The sequence below is a fragment of the Micromonospora sp. NPDC050784 genome, assembly GCF_044456765.1.
Classification (GTDB): domain Bacteria; phylum Actinomycetota; class Actinomycetes; order Mycobacteriales; family Micromonosporaceae; genus Micromonospora; species Micromonospora foliorum.
The window spans coordinates 1-16,146 of sequence record NZ_JBITGG010000032.1 but is presented as its reverse complement, the minus strand read 5'-3'; the positions used below and the strand labels follow the sequence as shown (position 1 = coordinate 16,146).

15 protein-coding genes and 1 pseudogene are annotated in these 16,146 nt (G+C 71.5%); 7 read left to right on the top strand and 9 right to left on the bottom strand.

Annotation, left to right across the window (positions count from 1 at the left end):
* Window positions 1–5 precede the first annotated feature (5 nt).
* From tal to pgl, 5 genes are all read left to right on the top strand, one after another.
* Window positions 6–1,181 carry a transaldolase gene (gene tal, locus ACIBD9_RS30495; protein ID WP_396722837.1) on the top strand — a complete coding sequence of 392 codons (1,176 nt, stop codon included), beginning with the start codon at window positions 6–8 and terminating at the stop codon, window positions 1,179–1,181.
* 76 nt (window positions 1,182–1,257) lie between these two features.
* Window positions 1,258–2,907, top strand: coding sequence for a glucose-6-phosphate isomerase (locus tag ACIBD9_RS30490; protein ID WP_396722835.1), 1,650 nt, complete (start codon window positions 1,258–1,260; stop codon window positions 2,905–2,907).
* 2 nt (window positions 2,908–2,909) lie between these two features.
* On the top strand, window positions 2,910–4,463 hold the full coding sequence (zwf, locus tag ACIBD9_RS30485; RefSeq protein WP_396722833.1) for a glucose-6-phosphate dehydrogenase: 1,554 nt from the start codon (window positions 2,910–2,912) through the stop codon (window positions 4,461–4,463).
* Entirely contained in the window at window positions 4,460–5,476 is a 1,017-nt protein-coding gene (locus ACIBD9_RS30480) for a glucose-6-phosphate dehydrogenase assembly protein OpcA (protein WP_387171322.1), read from the top strand. The genes zwf and ACIBD9_RS30480 overlap by 4 nt, the downstream gene beginning before the upstream one ends.
* 143 nt (window positions 5,477–5,619) lie before the next feature.
* Window positions 5,620–6,390: a 6-phosphogluconolactonase gene (pgl, locus tag ACIBD9_RS30475; RefSeq protein ID WP_396722831.1), complete on the top strand. Its 771-nt coding sequence runs from the start codon at window positions 5,620–5,622 to the stop codon at window positions 6,388–6,390.
* A 17-nt stretch (window positions 6,391–6,407) separates the two neighbouring features.
* Here pgl and ACIBD9_RS30470 read toward each other — a convergent pair whose 3' ends face one another.
* The 8 genes from ACIBD9_RS30470 to rapZ all read right to left on the bottom strand — a co-directional run bounded on the left by ACIBD9_RS30470 (window position 6,408) and on the right by rapZ (window position 13,483).
* The gene (locus ACIBD9_RS30470) at window positions 6,408–6,749 is read right to left on the bottom strand and encodes an RNA polymerase-binding protein RbpA (RefSeq protein WP_091403668.1); all 342 of its coding nucleotides are present in this window, start codon (window positions 6,747–6,749) and stop codon (window positions 6,408–6,410) included.
* A 140-nt stretch (window positions 6,750–6,889) separates the two neighbouring features.
* A complete protein-coding gene (secG, locus tag ACIBD9_RS30465) occupies window positions 6,890–7,150 on the bottom strand; it encodes a preprotein translocase subunit SecG (protein ID WP_238661170.1) in 261 nt (86 codons plus the stop codon).
* Between the two features lie 96 nt (window positions 7,151–7,246).
* A complete protein-coding gene (gene tpiA / locus ACIBD9_RS30460; protein ID WP_396722830.1) occupies window positions 7,247–8,038 on the bottom strand; it encodes a triose-phosphate isomerase in 792 nt (263 codons plus the stop codon).
* Complete coding sequence (locus ACIBD9_RS30455; RefSeq protein WP_091403664.1) at window positions 8,039–9,238, bottom strand: phosphoglycerate kinase; 1,200 nt, start codon at window positions 9,236–9,238, stop codon at window positions 8,039–8,041.
* Entirely contained in the window at window positions 9,235–10,239 is a 1,005-nt protein-coding gene (gene gap, locus ACIBD9_RS30450; RefSeq protein ID WP_124853956.1) for a type I glyceraldehyde-3-phosphate dehydrogenase, read from the bottom strand. The genes ACIBD9_RS30455 and gap overlap by 4 nt, the downstream gene beginning before the upstream one ends.
* A gap of 266 nt (window positions 10,240–10,505) precedes the next feature.
* Window positions 10,506–11,486 carry a DNA-binding protein WhiA gene (gene whiA / locus ACIBD9_RS30445; protein ID WP_053656981.1) on the bottom strand — a complete coding sequence of 327 codons (981 nt, stop codon included), beginning with the start codon at window positions 11,484–11,486 and terminating at the stop codon, window positions 10,506–10,508.
* A gap of 54 nt (window positions 11,487–11,540) precedes the next feature.
* The gene (locus tag ACIBD9_RS30440) at window positions 11,541–12,584 is read right to left on the bottom strand and encodes a 2-phospho-L-lactate transferase CofD family protein (protein WP_396722826.1); all 1,044 of its coding nucleotides are present in this window, start codon (window positions 12,582–12,584) and stop codon (window positions 11,541–11,543) included.
* Entirely contained in the window at window positions 12,581–13,483 is a 903-nt protein-coding gene (rapZ, locus tag ACIBD9_RS30435; RefSeq protein ID WP_396722892.1) for an RNase adapter RapZ, read from the bottom strand. Before rapZ ends, ACIBD9_RS30440 begins: the two co-directional genes overlap by 4 nt.
* Window positions 13,484–13,735: 252 nt before the next feature.
* Here rapZ and ACIBD9_RS30430 point away from each other — a divergent pair, with 252 nt between their 5' ends.
* On the top strand, window positions 13,736–14,080 hold the full coding sequence (locus tag ACIBD9_RS30430) for a hypothetical protein (protein ID WP_396722824.1): 345 nt from the start codon (window positions 13,736–13,738) through the stop codon (window positions 14,078–14,080).
* Window positions 14,081–14,156: 76 nt separating this feature from the next.
* Complete coding sequence (gene recQ, locus ACIBD9_RS30425) at window positions 14,157–16,001, top strand: DNA helicase RecQ (RefSeq protein ID WP_396722823.1); 1,845 nt, start codon at window positions 14,157–14,159, stop codon at window positions 15,999–16,001.
* 68 nt (window positions 16,002–16,069) lie between these two features.
* Here the strand turns inward: recQ and ACIBD9_RS30420 are convergent.
* Window positions 16,070–16,146: pseudogene (locus tag ACIBD9_RS30420) on the bottom strand (phytochelatin synthase); the annotation flags it as partial.

The following is a 16,146-nucleotide window of genomic DNA, read 5'->3' as shown; positions in this document are numbered from 1 at the left end:
ACGGCATGACGGACAAGCTGAATGAACTCACCGCCGCAGGTGTGGCGGTCTGGCTCGACGATCTTTCCCGGGTGCGTTTGAGCTCCGGCGGGCTGGACCAGCTGCGCCGCGAGAAGCACGTGGCCGGTGTCACCACCAACCCGACGATCTTCGCGAAGGCGCTGAGCGACGCCGACGAGTACAACTGGCAGCTGCGCGACCTCGCCACCCGTGGCATCGAGGTCGAGGAGTCGGTGCGCATGCTCACCACGTACGACGTGCGGTGGGCCTGCGACGTGATGCGCCCGTCGTACGACGGCAGCGACGGTGTCGACGGTCGGGTCTCCATCGAGGTGGACCCCCGGGTGGCGCACGACAGCGACCGGACGGTGGCCGAGGCCAAGGCCCTGTGGTGGCTGGTGGACCGGCCCAACCTCTACATCAAGATCCCGGCCACCGAGGAGGGCCTGTCGGCGATCACCGACACGCTGGCCGAGGGGATCAGCGTCAACGTCACGCTGATCTTCGGTCTGGACCGCTACTCGGCGGTCATGGAGGCGTTCCTCGCCGGTTTGGAGCAGGCCAAGGCCAACGGCCACGACCTGTCGAAGATCGGCTCGGTCGCGTCGTTCTTCGTCTCCCGGGTCGACTCGGAGGTCGACAAGCGGCTCGAGAAGATCGGGTCCGACCAGGCCAAGGCCCTCAAGGGCAAGGCCGCCATCGCCAACGCGCAGCTGGCGTACGAGCGCTACTCCGAGGTGTTCTCCTCCGACCGCTGGAAGGCGCTCGCCGCCGCCGGCGCGCACCCGCAGCGGCCGCTGTGGGCGTCCACCTCGACGAAGAACCCGGACTATCGGGACGTCATCTACGTCGAGGAGCTAATCGCACCCGGCACTGTCAACACCATGCCGGAGGCGGTCATCCACGCGTACGCCGATCACGGCGAGACCCGCGGCGACACCATCACCGGCGCCTACGACGCGGCCCGGAAGGTCTTCGCGGACCTGGAGTCGGTCGGGGTGGACATGGACGACGTGATCGTCACCCTCGAACGTGAGGGCGTGGAGAAGTTCGAGGCCAGCTGGCAGGAACTGCTCGACGGCGTCCGCAAGTCCCTGGAGGCGGCGGCGAACGGCAAGGGTGCTCCGAACAAGGCGGCCAAGGGCAACGCCAAGGCCGCCGAGAAGGCCGGTGGCGCATGAGCGAGCGCAGCGAGCGAATCAACAAGCTCAGTGCGATGGTGCCTCATGACGGCACGCAGCGAAGCGGAGTGACGGCATGAGCGATCTACTTTCAGGGCCGGTGGAGGCAGCCGCCGGGCTCGCCGTCTACGGCGCGGACGCGGTCGACAAGGCCGCGCCCGCCTCGACCCGGGACGCGCTGGTCAAGGCCGGCGTCCCGGGCAAGCTGGCGGGCAAGGACGCGAGCCTGTGGGGTCCGGACGCCGAGGCCGAGGCGAAGGTCCGGCTGGGCTGGGTGGACACCCACCGGCGTAGCCGCGAGTTGCTCGTGCAGTTGGCCGAGCTGACCGCGGAGCTGGCCGACCTGGATCACGTGGTGCTCGCCGGCATGGGCGGCTCGTCGCTCGCGCCCGAGGTGATCACCCGGACGCTGGGTCGCCCGTTGACCGTGCTGGACACCACCGACCCGGGCCAGGTCCGGGCGGCGCTCGGTGACCGGCTGGAGCGCACCGTCGTGGTGGTGGCCAGCAAGTCCGGGTCGACGGTGGAGACCGACAGCCACCGGCGCGCGTACTGGCAGGCGTTCCTGGACGCCGGGATGACCGAGGCGGAGGCCGGCCGGCACTTCGTCATCGTCACCGACCCGGGTTCGCCGCTGGAGACCACCGCGACCGAGATGGGCGCGTTCACCGTGCTCGCCGACCCGAACGTCGGTGGCCGGTACTCGGCGCTGACCGCCTTCGGTCTGGTGCCCTCGGCACTGGCCGGGGTCGAGGTCGCCGAACTGCTCGATCAGGCCGACGCGCTGGCCACCTCGCTCGGCGCGGACCAGAACAACCCGGCGCTGGCGCTGGGCGCCGCCCTGGGCGCGGCGGCCACGCTGGCCCGGGACAAGGTCGCCCTGGTCTCCGACGGCACCGGCATCGACGGGCTCGGCGACTGGGCCGAGCAGTTGATCGCCGAGTCGACCGGCAAGGCCGGGGTGGGCATCCTCCCGGTGGTCGTGGAGTCCCCGCAGAGCCCCGGCGCCACCGGCGCGGACGTGCTGACCGTCACCTACGGCGGCGCGCTCGCCCCCGGTGACATGCCGGGCGGCGGCGCCACCCCGGACGTGGCCGTCAACGGCCCGCTGGGCGCGCAGTTCCTGGCCTGGGAGTACGCCACCGCGGTGGCCGGTGTGGTGCTCGGCATCGACCCGTTCAACCAGCCGAACGTCACCGAGTCCAAGGAGAACACCAACAAGATCCTGGCCTCGGGCCTGCCGGCGGAGACGCCGTCGTTCACCGAGGGCGCGATCGAGGTGTACGCCCCGCAGGGCGCCCCGGGGGACCTGGCCGGTGTGCTGCGCTGGCTGCTCGACGGGCTGGGCGACGACGGTTACCTCGCGGTGATGGCGTACCTCGACCGGTTCGCCGACGCCGACGCCGCCCGGCTGCGGCCGCTGCTGGCCCAGGCGGGCGGGCGGCCGGTCACCTTCGGCTGGGGTCCGCGGTTCCTGCACTCGACGGGCCAGTACCACAAGGGCGGCCCGCAGGTGGGCAGCTACCTCCAGGTGACCGGCGCGGTCGCCGAGGACCTGGCGGTGCCGGGCAAGCCGTACACCTTCGGTGAGCTGCAGGCGGCGCAGGCCGCCGGGGACCGGCAGGCGCTCGCCGGTCGGGAGCGGCCGCTGCTGCGTTTGCACCTGACCGACCGGGCCGCCGGTGTCGCCCAACTACTGGACGCGGCCGGTGATCTGCGGGCGTGAGGATGGACGACGTGACTGAAGCGGAGCGAGGAGGCGGTTCGGTGAACCCGCTGCGCGACCCGCAGGACCGCCGGTTGCCCCGGATCCCTGAGCCCTGCGCTCTGGTGATCTTCGGGGTGACCGGCGACCTGGCCCGCAAGAAGCTGCTGCCCGCGGTCTACGACCTGGCCAACCGGGGGCTGTTGCCGCCGGGCTTCGTGGTGCTCGGTTTCGCGCGCCGCGACTGGGGTGACGGCGACTTCGAGACGTTGGCCTGCGAGGCTGCCCGCAAGCACGCTCGCACCCCCTGGCGGGACGAGGTGTGGGCGCGCCTGGCCGGCAACATCAAGTTCGTCGGCGGGTCGTTCGACGACGACGCCGCCTTCGACACCCTCGCCTCGACGCTTGACGATCTGCGCCAGACCCACGGCATCGCCGGCAACGCGGCGTTCTACTTCTCCATCCCGCCGGCCGCGTTCCCCGTCGTGCTCAAGCAGCTGGCCCGCACCGGGATGGCCGACAACGAGAAGTCCGGCGGTTGGCGCCGGGTCGTGGTGGAGAAGCCGTTCGGCAACGACCTGCCCTCGGCGAAGGCGCTCAACGACCTCGTCGACGACGTGTTCACCCGGCAGGACGTCTTCCGGATCGACCACTACCTGGGCAAGGAGACGGTTCAGAACATCCTCGCCCTGCGGTTCGCCAACAACCTGTTCGAGCCGCTGTGGAACTCCAAGTACGTCGACTCGGTGCAGATCACCATGGCGGAGGACGTCGGCATCGGCACCCGCGCCGGCTTCTACGACACGGTCGGCACCGCTCGCGACGTGTTGCAGAACCACCTCCTCCAACTCCTCGCCCTGGTGGCGATGGAGGAGCCGACCAGCTTCGACGCCGACGAGATCCGGGCCGAGAAGCTGAAGGTGCTCAAGGCCATCACCCTGCCCAAGGACGTCGCCCGGGACACCGTCCGGGGCCAGTACCTGCCCGGCTGGGTCGGCGGCGAACGCGCGGTCGGTTACCTGGATGAGCGGGACGTGCCCGCCGACTCCACCACGGAGACATACGTGGCGGTGCGGCTGGGCATCCAGAACCGCCGCTGGGCGGAGGTGCCGTTCTACATCCGGGCCGGCAAGCGGTTGCCCCGGCGGGTCACCGAGGTCGCCATCATGTTCAAGAAGGCGCCGCACCTGCCGTTCAACGACGCCGACATGGAGTCGCTGGGCAACAACCAGCTGGTCATCCGGGTGCAGCCGGACGAGGGTGTGGTGCTCAAGTTCGGCTCGAAGGTGCCGGGCACGACCATGGAGGTCCGCGACATCGCGATGGACTTCCAGTACGGCGAGGCGTTCACCGAGTCCAGCCCCGAGGCGTACGAGCGTCTGGTGCTGGACGTGCTGATCGGCGATCGCACCCTGTTCCCGGACGCGGCCGAGGTCGAGCAGAGCTGGCAGGTGATCGACCCCCTGGAACACGCCTGGGCGGGCACCACCCCGGAGCCGTACCGGGCCGGTGAGTGGGGCCCACGGGCCTCCGACGAGATGCTGGCCCGCGAGGGCCGCGCCTGGAGACGAGCATGATCGGGCTGTGGGACACCACCGGCAACGAGGTGGTCAAGGCGCTCGCCGCCGAGCGGCGCAGCGCCGGCGGGGTGGCCAGCGGCATGGCGCTCACCCTCATCGTGGTCGTGGACGAGAAGCGGGTCCGGGAGGCGGAGGCCGCGGCGACGATCGCCGCGGCCGCGCACCCGTGCCGGCTCGTGGTGGTGGTGCGCTCGGAGATCGAGCGGGACCGCAACCGACTGGACGCGGAGATCGTGGTCGGTGGCCGGCTCGGCCCGTGCGAGGCCGTGGTCACCCGGATGTACGGCCGGCTGTCCCTGCACGCCGAGTCGGTCGTGATGCCGCTGCTCGTTCCGGACGTGCCGGTGGTCACCTGGTGGCACGGCGAGCCGCCGGCGGAGATCGCCACCGACTTCCTCGGGGTGGTGGCCGACCGGCGGATCACCGACTCCGCGCAGGCCGCCGACCCGGTGGAGGCGCTGCGGCAGCGTGCCCGCGACTACGCCCCGGGCGACACCGACCTGGCGTGGACCCGGATCACCCCGTGGCGCACCCTGGTCGCCGGGGCGTTCGACACCACCAGCGCCCAGGTCACCGAGGCGACAATCGTCGCGCCGCGGACCGACCCGACGGCCGCGCTGATGGCCGGTTGGCTGTCCAGCCGGCTCGGCATCACCCCACACCGGGTGGACAGCAACGAGTTCCCCCGGATGCGGGAGGTGCAGCTCAGCTGCGCCAACGGCGACCAGCTGACGCTGACCCGCGAGGACAGCATGGCCGTCTTCCGGCGGACGGGCCAGGAGGACCGGGCCCTGCCGCTGGTCCGCCGCCCGCTCGGCGACGAGCTGGCCGAGGAGTTGCGCCGGCTGGACGCCGACCAGGTGTACGCGGAGGCGCTGGGCGCGACGGCCGGGCTGCGAGGGCTGGAGCAGCGCCCCGCGCAGCGGGTCCACGTCTGGAAGGATCCGGCCACCGCGCAGCGCGCCGAAGCCGGGGTCACCGCGCACGTCGGCACGAGCGGCGAGGGCTGAGCCCAGCCGGGGCACGACGTCGGGCAGGGCCGGTACGCACCGGCCCTGCCCCGTAACTTCCGGGGTCTCCGCCCCACCACCTCGGGCACACCGCCCCGGGCACGACAGCGACCGCCCCGCGGTCGGGAAACGAAGGCGCAACCATGAGTGAGGCGAGTGTCGCCGTGCACGCCGACGCCGACCTGCTGGCGCAGGCCGTGGCGGCCCGGTTGCTGGTGAAGCTGCTCGACGCCCAGGCCGACCGGGGCGAAGCCTCGGTGGTGCTCACCGGGGGTCGGGTCGCCGCGGCCGTGTACCGGGCGGTGGCGACGCTGCCGGCCCGCGACGCGGTGGACTGGTCCCGGGTCGACGTGTGGTGGGGCGACGAACGGTTCCTGCCCGCCGGTGATCCGGACCGCAACGAGACCCAGGCCCGCGCCGCCCTGCTGGACGTGGTGCCGTTGGACCCGGCCCGGGTACACCCGATGCCGGCCTCGGACGGCCCGGCCGGCAACGACCCCGAGGCGGCGGCTGCCGCGTACGCGGAGGAGTTGGCCCGCGCGGCCCGGCCCGGGCACGCCACCCTGCCGCACTTCGACGTGCTGATGCTGGGCGTCGGCGAGGACGGCCACGTGGCCTCGGTCTTCCCCGAGCACCCGGTCGGCTACGAGACCCGACCGGTCAGCGCGGTACGGGGTAGCCCCAAGCCGCCGCCGACGCGGACCACCCTCACCCTGCCGGCGATCAACACCGCCGAAGAGGTCTGGTTGGTGGCCGCCGGCGCCGACAAGGCTCGCGCGGTGGGTATGGCGTTGGCTGGCGCCGGGCCGGTGCAGCTGCCGGCGGCCGGCGTGCGCGGCGTGGACCGCACCCGCTGGTTGCTGGACCGGGCGGCGGCAGCCGACGTACCCGCCCGACTGCGCAGCCTGCGCTGAGCGCGCGGAGGAGCCCGCTACTCGCCGCGTCGACGGCGTAGTGCGGCGAGCGCCTCGGCGAGCAGGGCCTCTCCCTCCTCGGCGGTGCGCCGCTCCTTCACGTACGCCAGGTGGCTCTTGTACGGTTCGGCGCGGACCCGGCCCGGTGGGTTCTGGGCGTCCCGGCCGGCGGGTAGGCCGCAGCGGGGGCAGTCCCACAGGGGTGGCGGCTCGACGTCCGCGGCGATCCGGATGTCGACCCGGTGGTCGTTACGGCACCAGTAGCTGACGTCCTGTCGGGGGGCGGGTTGGTGCCGCTCGTCCGGGCGCATCGGTGCGGACCCGACCCGGGCTCCCCGGATAACGTTGCCATTCGGCACGGCTGCTCGCTCCTGTCGTCGGAGGGGACCCGCCGTCTTCGGGGGTGGAGCGGCGGGCGACGCGGTGCAGCGGAGAAAAGCCTGCGCGCGGCCCGTCGAGTGACGAACCGCGCGCAGATTGTACGACTTACTGAGCCTGCTCAGGCGCCGCTGTTCATTTGGAGGCGCAGCCAGAGCCCGAGCCCGATGATCGCGGCGAACCAGACGACGCTCACCAGAACGGTGTAGCGGTCCAGGTTTTTCTCCGCGACCGAGGAGCCGGCAAGGCTGGAGCTGACGCCACCGCCGAACATGCTCGACAGACCGCCGCCCTTGCCGCGGTGCAGCAGGATCAGCATGGTGAGCAGAATGCTCGTGATGACCAGCAACACGATCAACGTGTATGCGAACCAGATCGGCATGGCTGGGGTCAGTTCCTCTCGTAGCGATCCTCGCCCGGTCTGATCGGGCACGGCGGCACCGACCGGCGGACGGGCGGTGTCAAGGATACCGAGCGATCAGCGGGCGAGGTGCTCCGGGAACCGGCAGATCTGAGCGAATTCCTCCGCGTCCAGGCTGGCGCCCCCCACCAGGCCCCCGTCCACGTCCGGTTGGGCCATGATCGAGGCGACGTTGGACGCCTTGACCGAGCCGCCGTAGAGGACCCGAACCTGGTCGGCGGTCTCCTGGTCGAAGCGTTCCGCCAACCGCTGACGGACCGCCCCGCAGACCTCCTGGGCGTCGTCCGGCGTCGCGGTCTTGCCCGTGCCGATCGCCCAGACGGGCTCGTACGCGATCACGACCTGTCGCACCTGCTCGGGGGTGAGCCCGGCGAGGCCCCCGTCGAGCTGGTCGGAGCAGTGCGCCACGTGGGTGCCCTTCTCGCGGATGTCCAGCCCCTCCCCCACGCAGAGGATCGGCGTCAGGCCGTGCGTGAGCGCCGCCTTGACCTTGGCGTTGACCAAGGCGTCGTCCTCGTTGTGGTAGGCCCGCCGCTCGGAGTGCCCGACCACCACGTACGTGCAGCCCAGCTTGGCCAGCATCGGACCGGAGATGTCCCCGGTGTACGCGCCGGACGCGTGCGGGGAGAGGTCCTGCCCGCCGTAGCCGATCAGCAGCTTGTCCCCGTCCACCGCGGTCTGCACGGTCCGCAGGTCGGTGAAGGGCGGCAGCACGACCGTCTCGACGGCCGTGAGCTGCTTCTCGGTGAGGCTCGCCGCCAGCTTCTGCACCAGCAGGTTGGCCTCGAGGTGGTTGAGGTTCATCTTCCAGTTGCCGGCCATCAGCGGCCGGCGGGTGGTGCTCGACATTCAGTTCTCCAGGGCCGCGATGCCGGGGAGGGTCTTGCCCTCGAGGTATTCCAGGGAGGCGCCACCACCGGTGGAAATGTGCCCGAAGGACGACTCGTCCAGCCCCAGGGCACGGACCGCCGCCGCCGAGTCACCGCCGCCGACGACACTGAACGCGTCGGCCTTGGTGATCGCCTCGGCGATCCCCCGGGTGCCCGCCGCGAAGGCCGGCATCTCGAACACGCCCATCGGGCCGTTCCAGAAGATCGTCTTCGCCTGGGACAGCGCGGCGCTGAAGCCAGCCACCGTCTCCGGACCGACATCCAGGCCCAGCCGGTGGCTCGGGATGCCGTCGACCCGGACCGTGTCGTGCGCGGCGTCCGGAGCGAACGCGTCCGCGACCACCACGTCGACCGGGAGCATGATCTTGCCGCCGGACCGCTCCAGCAGGTTGCGGCAGGTCTCGACCATGTCCTTCTCCAGCAGCGAGGTGCCCACCTCCAGGCCCTGGGCCTTGAGGAAGGTGAAGCACATCCCACCACCGATGAGCAGCCGGTCGACCGTGGGCAGCAGAGCCTCGATCACGGCGAGCTTGTCGGACACTTTCGACCCGCCGAGCACCACCACGTACGGGCGCTCCGGGTCGCCGGTGAGCTTCGAGAGAACCTCGACCTCACGCAGCACCAGCCGGCCCGCGACGTGCGGCAACCGGGCCGGTACGTCGAAGACGCTGGCGTGCTTGCGGTGCACGGCACCGAACGCGTCGTCCACGTACGCGTCGCCGAACGCTGCGAGCTGGTCGGCGAAGGCACCCCGCTCGGCCTCGTCCTTGCTGGTCTCACCGGCGTTGAAACGCAGGTTCTCCAGTAGGGCGACCTGGCCGTCGGCCAGGTCGGCGACGGTCGAGCGGGCGGAGTCACCGACGGTGTCGGTGGCGAAGTGCACAGGCGCGCCGAGCAGCTCACCGAGCCGCCCGGCGACCGGGCCCAGGCTGAACTGCGGGTCCGGAGCGCCCTTCGGGCGGCCCAGGTGCGAGCAGACGACCACCTTCGCGCCGGCCTCGACCAGCGCGCCGAGGGTCGGCAGCACCGCGCGGATCCGGCCGTCATCCGTGATGGCACCGGTCTGCTTGTCGAGCGGGACGTTCAGGTCGGCGCGCACCAGCACGCGCCGACCCGACACCCCCTCGGCGAGCAGGTCGTCGAGGGTCCGGATGCTCACAGCGACGAACCGACCAGCTTGACGAGGTCGACCAGCCGGTTGGAGTAGCCCCACTCGTTGTCGTACCAGCCGACGACCTTGACCTGGTTGCCGACGACCTTGGTCAGCGGCGCGTCGAAGATGCACGACGCCGGGTCGGTCACGATGTCGGTGGAGACGATCGGGTCCTCGTTGTAGACCAGGATGCCCTTGAGCGGGCCGTCCGCGGCGGCCTTCAGCGCGGCGTTGACCTCGTCCACGGTGGTCTCGCGACCCACGTTGACGGTGAGGTCGGTGACCGAGCCGGTCGGGATCGGCACCCGCAGGGCGTACCCGTCGAGCTTGCCCTTGAGGTCCGGCAGGACCAGGCCGATCGCCTTGGCGGCGCCGGTCGAGGTCGGCACGATGTTCAGCGCGGCGGCCCGGGCCCGACGCAGGTCCGAGTGCGGCGCGTCCTGGAGGTTCTGGTCCTGGGTGTACGCGTGGATCGTCGTCATCAGACCGTGCTGGATGCCGAACGTGTCGTGCAGGACCTTCGCCATCGGGGCGAGGCAGTTGGTGGTGCACGAGGCGTTGGAGATGATGGTGTGCTTCGCCGGGTCGTAGGTGTCGTGGTTGACACCCATGACGACGGTGACGTCCTCGTTCTTCGCCGGGGCGGAGATGATGACCTTCTTGGCCCCGCCGTCGACGTGCGCCTTGGCCTTGGTGGCGTCGGTGAAGAAGCCGGTCGACTCGATCACGACGTCGGCGCCGACCTCGCCCCACGGCAGCTTCGACGGGTCCTTCTCGGCGTACGCCTTGATGGTCTTGCCACCGACGGTGATCTCGTCGGCGGTGGCCTTGACCTCGTACGGCAGGCGACCAAGGATGCTGTCGTACTTGAGCAGGTGGGCGAGCGTGGCGTTGTCGGTCAGGTCGTTCACCGCCACGACCTCGATGTCGGCGTCAGACGCCAGCACTGCCCGGAAGAAGTTACGGCCGATTCGGCCAAAGCCGTTGATGCCAACCCGGATGGTCACAGGTCCCATCTCCTCGCGTTCTGGTCCGCCGGCTTCAGACAACGGGCCGGCGGGAATGGTGTGCGCCGACCGTTGGAGCCGGCCGTCGACGGTTCATCTCGGCCACCCCGCCGCGCGGTCTGAGGACCTGACCGCCCGAGGCGGTGGGCACGACGAGGAGTGCCGGTGTCGGCCCCCTTGCCGTACTCAGCGACCCTATCCGAGCGTGCGAGGCCACGCTGCGCCGGGTCGTGCTCCCGGGCGCACCGTGCGGCCCCACCGTCCTATCAGACCACGAGCATGTCGGGCGTGACGGCCGCTTCCGTATCCGGGATGCCAAGGTCGCGGGCCCGCTTGTCGGCCAGCGCCAGGAGCCGGCGGATCCGCCCCGCGATGGCGTCCTTGGTCAGTGGGGGTTCGGCCAGGGCCCCCAACTCCTCCAGCGACGCCTGCCGGTGCTCCAGGCGCAGCCGACCGGCGTCGGTCAGGTGGTTGGGCGCCTCGTCGGCGAGGATCTCCAGCGCGCGGGTGACCCGGGCCGCGGCGGCGACCGCCGCCCGCGCCGAACGACGCAGGTTGGCGTCGTCGAAGTTGGCGAGCCGGTTGGCGGTGGCCCGCACCTCGCGGCGTACCCGGCGTTCCTCCCAGGCCAGCACGCTGGAGTGCGCGCCGATCCGGGTGAGCAGCGCGGCGATGGCGTCACCGTCCTTGACGACCACCCGGTCCACCCCGCGTACCTCGCGGTTCTTCGCGGTGATGCCGATCCGGCGGGCCGCGCCGACCAGCGCCAGCGCCGACTCCGGCCCCGGGCAGGTGATCTCCAGTGCGCTGGAGCGGCCCGGCTCGGTGAGCGAGCCGTGGGCCATGAACGCGCCGCGCCACGCGGAGACCGCGCAGCAGACGTTGGCCGCCACCACGTGCGGGGGCAGCCCGCGCACCGGGCGACCCCGCACGTCGAGCAGGCCGGTCTGTCGCGCCAGGGCCTCGCCGTCCTTCACCACCCGCACGATGAAGTGGCTGCCCTTGCGAAGCCCACCGGAGGCCAGCACGTGGATCTCGCTGGGGTAGCCGTAGACCTCGGCGACCTCCCGGCGCAGCCGCCGGGCCACCGCCCCGGTGTCCAGTTCAGCCTCCACCACCACGCGGCCGGAGACGATGTGCAGCCCGCCAGCGAAGCGCAGCAGTGCGGCCATCTCCGCCCGTCGGCAGCAGGGCTTGGGCACGTCGACCCGACTCAGCTCGTCCTTGACCGCGGCCGTCATCGCCATTGTGCGTCCCCTCACGGACCTGTTCCGGCGTGTCGCCGGAGATTACGTACGTGTCTAACGATCGGCGCCCAGTACAGGCACCAGCGCGGCGCCCAGGGCAGCCGGATCATGGCGGGGAGTCCCGTCGACAACGGCGACGGGGGCGAGGACCAGGCGGGCACCCAGCGATTCTGCCGCACGTTCGACCGGTTCGGGGTCACCCACCGCCTTGGCATCGGCGAGCACAAGATCCACCTTGAGCTCGGGCAGGTACCAGTGCAGCGCCGCGAGGTGGTCGGCGACGGAGAGCCCGAGGGTCTCCTTCTCCGCGGCGAGGTTCAACGTGACCAGCCGCCGGGCCGAGGTGGACACGATCGCGTCGGCCAACTGCGGCACCAGCAGGTGCGGGAGCACACTCGTGTACCAGCTGCCCGGCCCGAAGATCAACCAGTCGGCCGCCCGGATCGCCTCGATGGCCTCGGCGCAGGCCGGTGGGGCGCTCGGGGTGAGCCGCAGCGACTCGACCCGCCCGGTGGTGACGGCCACCTGGTGCTGGCCACTCACCGTACGCACCTCGTCCGGGGCGGCCGGGTCGGCGCCGCGTACCCGCGCCTCGATACCGACCGGCTGGCGGGACATCGGCAACACCCGGCCTACCGCGCCGAGCATCGCCCCGGCGTGCTCCAGCGCGGCCACCGGATCGCCGAGCAGCTCCATGAGGCCGCAGAGCACCAGGTTGCCCACCGCGTGCCCGGTCAGACCGTCGGTGCCGGCCGACGCCCCGTCGGGGCCGCTCGGGGCCGCGCCGTCCCGGTCCGGGTCGGTCGCTCCATTTTCGGGTACGCCCCCCGGTGCGGCGGCGAAGCGGTGCTGGAACAGCCCCGCGCTTCGCCGGGTGGCCGGGTGGTCCCCGGCCAACGCCACAAGCGCCTGGCGCAGGTCTCCCGGGGGCAGCCCACCCCGCTCGGCCCGCAATCGGCCACTGGAGCCGCCGTCGTCACCCACCGTGACCACCGCGGTGATGTCGAGGTCGAGTTCGGGAGCGCAGTGCCGCAGCGCACGCAACGAGGCGGACAGCCCGTGCCCGCCGCCGAACGCCACCACCCGCCGGGCCGTCATTCCCGCCCCAGGTCGCGGTGCTGGGCGTTCGCCGCCAGCCCGGAGTGACGCAGTCGGCTGGCCAACTCCTCGGCGATGGCCACGCTGCGGTGCTTGCCGCCGGTGCAGCCCACGGCGACGGTGAGGTACCGCTTGCCCTCCCGCTCGAAGCCGGTCGTGGTGGCGTTGACCAGGTCGGCGTACGAGGCGACGAAGGCGTCGGCGCCCTCCTGACCCAGCACGTACGCGCTGACCGCCTCCTCCCGCCCGGTGTGCTCACGCAGCTCCGGCACCCAGTACGGATTCGGCAGGAAGCGGGCGTCCAGCACGAAGTCGGCGTCCGGCGGCAGGCCGTACTTGAAGCCGAACGACAGCACGGTGACCCGCAGCCGGCGGGCGTCCTCGCCGCCGAACAGCTCCTCGATGCGCCGCCGGAGCTGGTTGACGTTCAGGTGGCTGGTGTCGATGATCACGTCGGCCTGGTCGCGGGCCTCCTCCAACAGACCGCGCTCCACGGCGATGCCGTCGGCCAGCCGCCCGTCCCCCTGCAACGGGTGCGAACGCCGAACGCTCTCGAACCGCCGGATCAGCACCTCGTCGTCGGCGTCGACGAAGACCACCCGGGGTGAGAAACCGCGCTCCTTGAGCTCCCGGATCGCCCCGGCCAAATCGGTCGAGAAAGCCCGCGACCGCACGTCCAGCACCATGGCGGTACGCCGGGCCGCGCCACCCGCCTTGAAGGCCAGCTCGGCCATGTCCAGCATCAGGGCCTGCGGCAGGTTGTCCACGACGTAGTAGCCGACGTTCTCCAACGCCCGGGCCACCGTGCTACGGCCACCTCCGGAGAGCCCGGTGACCACCACGAGGGTGGTCTCCGACTCGGCCGCCAACTGCTCGTCATCGGCATCCGGGCCGTCGATCCGGTCACCTGTTGTGCGCGCCTCGCTCACCCGTACCCCCAAGCCGTGGCGCCGCGGCCGCCCTCGGCCGCGATTGGTCAATCAGCGACTCTATCCCGCCACCGGGGCGCCGCCCGGCACCCGTGGCCGGACGGCGCCCGCGGACCGTTCCGACGGTCGCCCTCCCGACAGCGGGCGCTCTTGATGACGATCAGTAGTTGTCAATACGCTCAACGTGATCGTCGCAGGTCAGACCGACATCTGGAGGGTGCGATGCACGACCTGGCGGACAAGAACAAATACGTCGGCTTCCTGTTCATGCGGATCAGCCCCGAGTACTTCGCCCTCGGCCGCGAGGGCATCCACGAGATCTCCGCCGAGCACGCCCGCGACCTGGGCCGCTTCGCCAAGCAGCTCACCCACGTCGTCTGCACCGGGGTGAACGGCGAGTACGACCAGGTCACCATGGTCGAGGCCGACACCCTCGAGGAGATCAACGCGGCGGCCACCGCCTTCCGAATGGGCAACAAGGCCCGCTACATCGAGATCGTCGACATCGTGGTCGGGATGAAGGCCCCGCCGCGCGGCCTGGCCAACCGGTCCACCCAGCCCGGCTGACCGCGTCGCCCGTCCGGCCCACCCGGCCCGGGTGCGCCGGACGGGCGGTGTCGGGGTGGGCTCGTAGACTCCCCGGATGGCCTCTCCCACCGACCTGCGTTCCGCCTCCGACGCCCTGGACGTGCTGGGCCGGGTCTTCGGCTACGACGCGTTCCGTGGGTTCCAGCAGGACGTGATCGAACACATGGTCGCCGGCGGCGACGCGCTGGTGTTGATGCCCACCGGTGGTGGCAAGTCCCTGTGCTACCAGATCCCGGCCCTGGTCCGCGACGGGGTCGCCGTCGTCGTGTCCCCGCTGATCGCGCTCATGCAGGACCAGGTCGACGCCCTCACCGCGGTCGGCGTGCGCGCCGGGTTCCTCAACTCGACCCAGACCCCGGACGCCCGGCGGCGAGTGGAGGCCGCCTTCGTCGCCGGCGACCTGGACCTGCTCTACCTGGCCCCGGAGGCGCTTGGCGTCCGCTCCACCCTCGCCCTGCTGGACCGGGGGCGCATCTCCCTGTTCGCGATCGACGAGGCGCACTGCGTGTCCCAGTGGGGGCACGACTTCCGCCCCGACTATCTCGCCCTGTCGATGCTGCACGAACGCTGGCCGCAGGTGCCCCGCATCGCCCTGACCGCCACCGCGACAAGCGCCACCCGCACCGAGATCGCGAGCCGGCTCAAACTCGACGACGCCCGGCACTTCGTGGCCAGCTTCGACCGGCCCAACATCCAGTACCGAATCGTGCCCAAGCGGGAGCCCCGCAAGCAGCTGCTGACCCTGCTGCGCGACGAGCACCCCGGCGACGCCGGCATCGTCTACTGCCTGTCCCGCGCCTCGGTCGACAAGACCGCGGAGTTCCTCACCGCCAACGGGGTCGCCGCGCTGCCGTACCACGCCGGGCTGGACGCCGGCACCCGCGCTCGCAACCAGCAGCGCTTCCTGCGCGAAGACGGTCTGGTCATGGTGGCCACCATCGCCTTCGGCATGGGCATCGACAAACCCGACGTCCGGTTCGTCGCCCACCTCGACCTGCCCAAGTCCGTCGAGGGCTACTACCAGGAGACCGGCCGCGCCGGCCGCGACGGCCTGCCGTCCACCGCCTGGCTGGCGTACGGGCTGCAGGACGTGGTCCAGCAACGCAAGATGATCGAGACGTCCGACGGCGACCTCGCCCACCGCCGCAACCTGGCCGCGCACCTGGACGCGATGCTCGCCCTCTGCGAGACCGTGCGCTGCCGGCGGGTCCAACTGCTCGAATACTTCGGCGAGACGACGACGACCGCCTGCGGCAACTGCGACACCTGCCTCACCCCACCGGAGTCCTGGGACGGCACCGTCGCCGCCCAGAAGCTGCTCTCCGCCGTCTTCCGTCTCGACCGCGAACGCAACCAGCGCTTCGGCGCCGGGCACTGCATCGACATCCTGCTCGGCAAGCAGACCGACAAGATCAGCCAGTACGGTCACGACTCGCTGACCGTCTTCGGCATCGGCTCCGAGCTCAGTGAGGCCGAGTGGCGGGGCGTGGTCCGGCAACTGCTCGCCGAAGGGCTCCTCGCCGTGGAGGGTGACTACGGCACGCTCGCGCTGACCGAGGCGAGCGCCGAGGTCCTCGGTCGCCGCCGTACGGTCACCCTGCGCCGCGAGCCGGAGAAGCCCGCATCGAGCCGCTCATCGAAGCCGCGCGGCTCGTCCACGGTCGTGGCCGAGCTGACCCCGGCCGCCGCGTCACTGTTCGAACGGCTACGCGGCTGGCGCGCGACCACCGCCAAGGAACAGGGCGTCCCGGCGTACGTCATCTTCCACGACGCCACGCTGCGCCAGATCGCCAGCGACGCGCCCAGCACACTGGCCGACCTGTCCCGGGTCAGCGGGGTCGGCGAGAACAAACTCGCCAAGTACGGCGAGCAGATCCTGGCCGTCCTCGCCACCGACTGACGTCATGCCGAAGGGCCGGACCCCGTGGTGGGGGTCCGGCCCTTCGGTCATGTGCTGGTGTGTGGGTGTCAGCTGGTGGCGTAGCCGCGGGTGGCGATCCAGTCCGCGAGGTGCTCGGTGCTGATCCAGTAGGAGGCGGTGTTCG

Coding starts and splice junctions, on each gene's coding strand:
- ACIBD9_RS30490 (WP_396722835.1), top strand. CDS start 1,258: ATGAGCGATCTACTTTCAGGGCCGGTGGAGGCAGCCGCCGGGCTCGCC.
- whiA (WP_053656981.1), bottom strand. CDS start 11,486: ATGGCGATGACGGCCGCGGTCAAGGACGAGCTGAGTCGGGTCGACGTG.
- secG (WP_238661170.1), bottom strand. CDS start 7,150: ATGCCGATCTGGTTCGCATACACGTTGATCGTGTTGCTGGTCATCACG.
- ACIBD9_RS30430 (WP_396722824.1), top strand. CDS start 13,736: ATGCACGACCTGGCGGACAAGAACAAATACGTCGGCTTCCTGTTCATG.
- zwf (WP_396722833.1), top strand. CDS start 2,910: ATGGACGACGTGACTGAAGCGGAGCGAGGAGGCGGTTCGGTGAACCCG.
- pgl (WP_396722831.1), top strand. CDS start 5,620: ATGAGTGAGGCGAGTGTCGCCGTGCACGCCGACGCCGACCTGCTGGCG.
- tpiA (WP_396722830.1), bottom strand. CDS start 8,038: ATGTCGAGCACCACCCGCCGGCCGCTGATGGCCGGCAACTGGAAGATG.
- tal (WP_396722837.1), top strand. CDS start 6: ATGACGGACAAGCTGAATGAACTCACCGCCGCAGGTGTGGCGGTCTGG.
- recQ (WP_396722823.1), top strand. CDS start 14,157: ATGGCCTCTCCCACCGACCTGCGTTCCGCCTCCGACGCCCTGGACGTG.
- ACIBD9_RS30440 (WP_396722826.1), bottom strand. CDS start 12,584: ATGACGGCCCGGCGGGTGGTGGCGTTCGGCGGCGGGCACGGGCTGTCC.
- ACIBD9_RS30480 (WP_387171322.1), top strand. CDS start 4,460: ATGATCGGGCTGTGGGACACCACCGGCAACGAGGTGGTCAAGGCGCTC.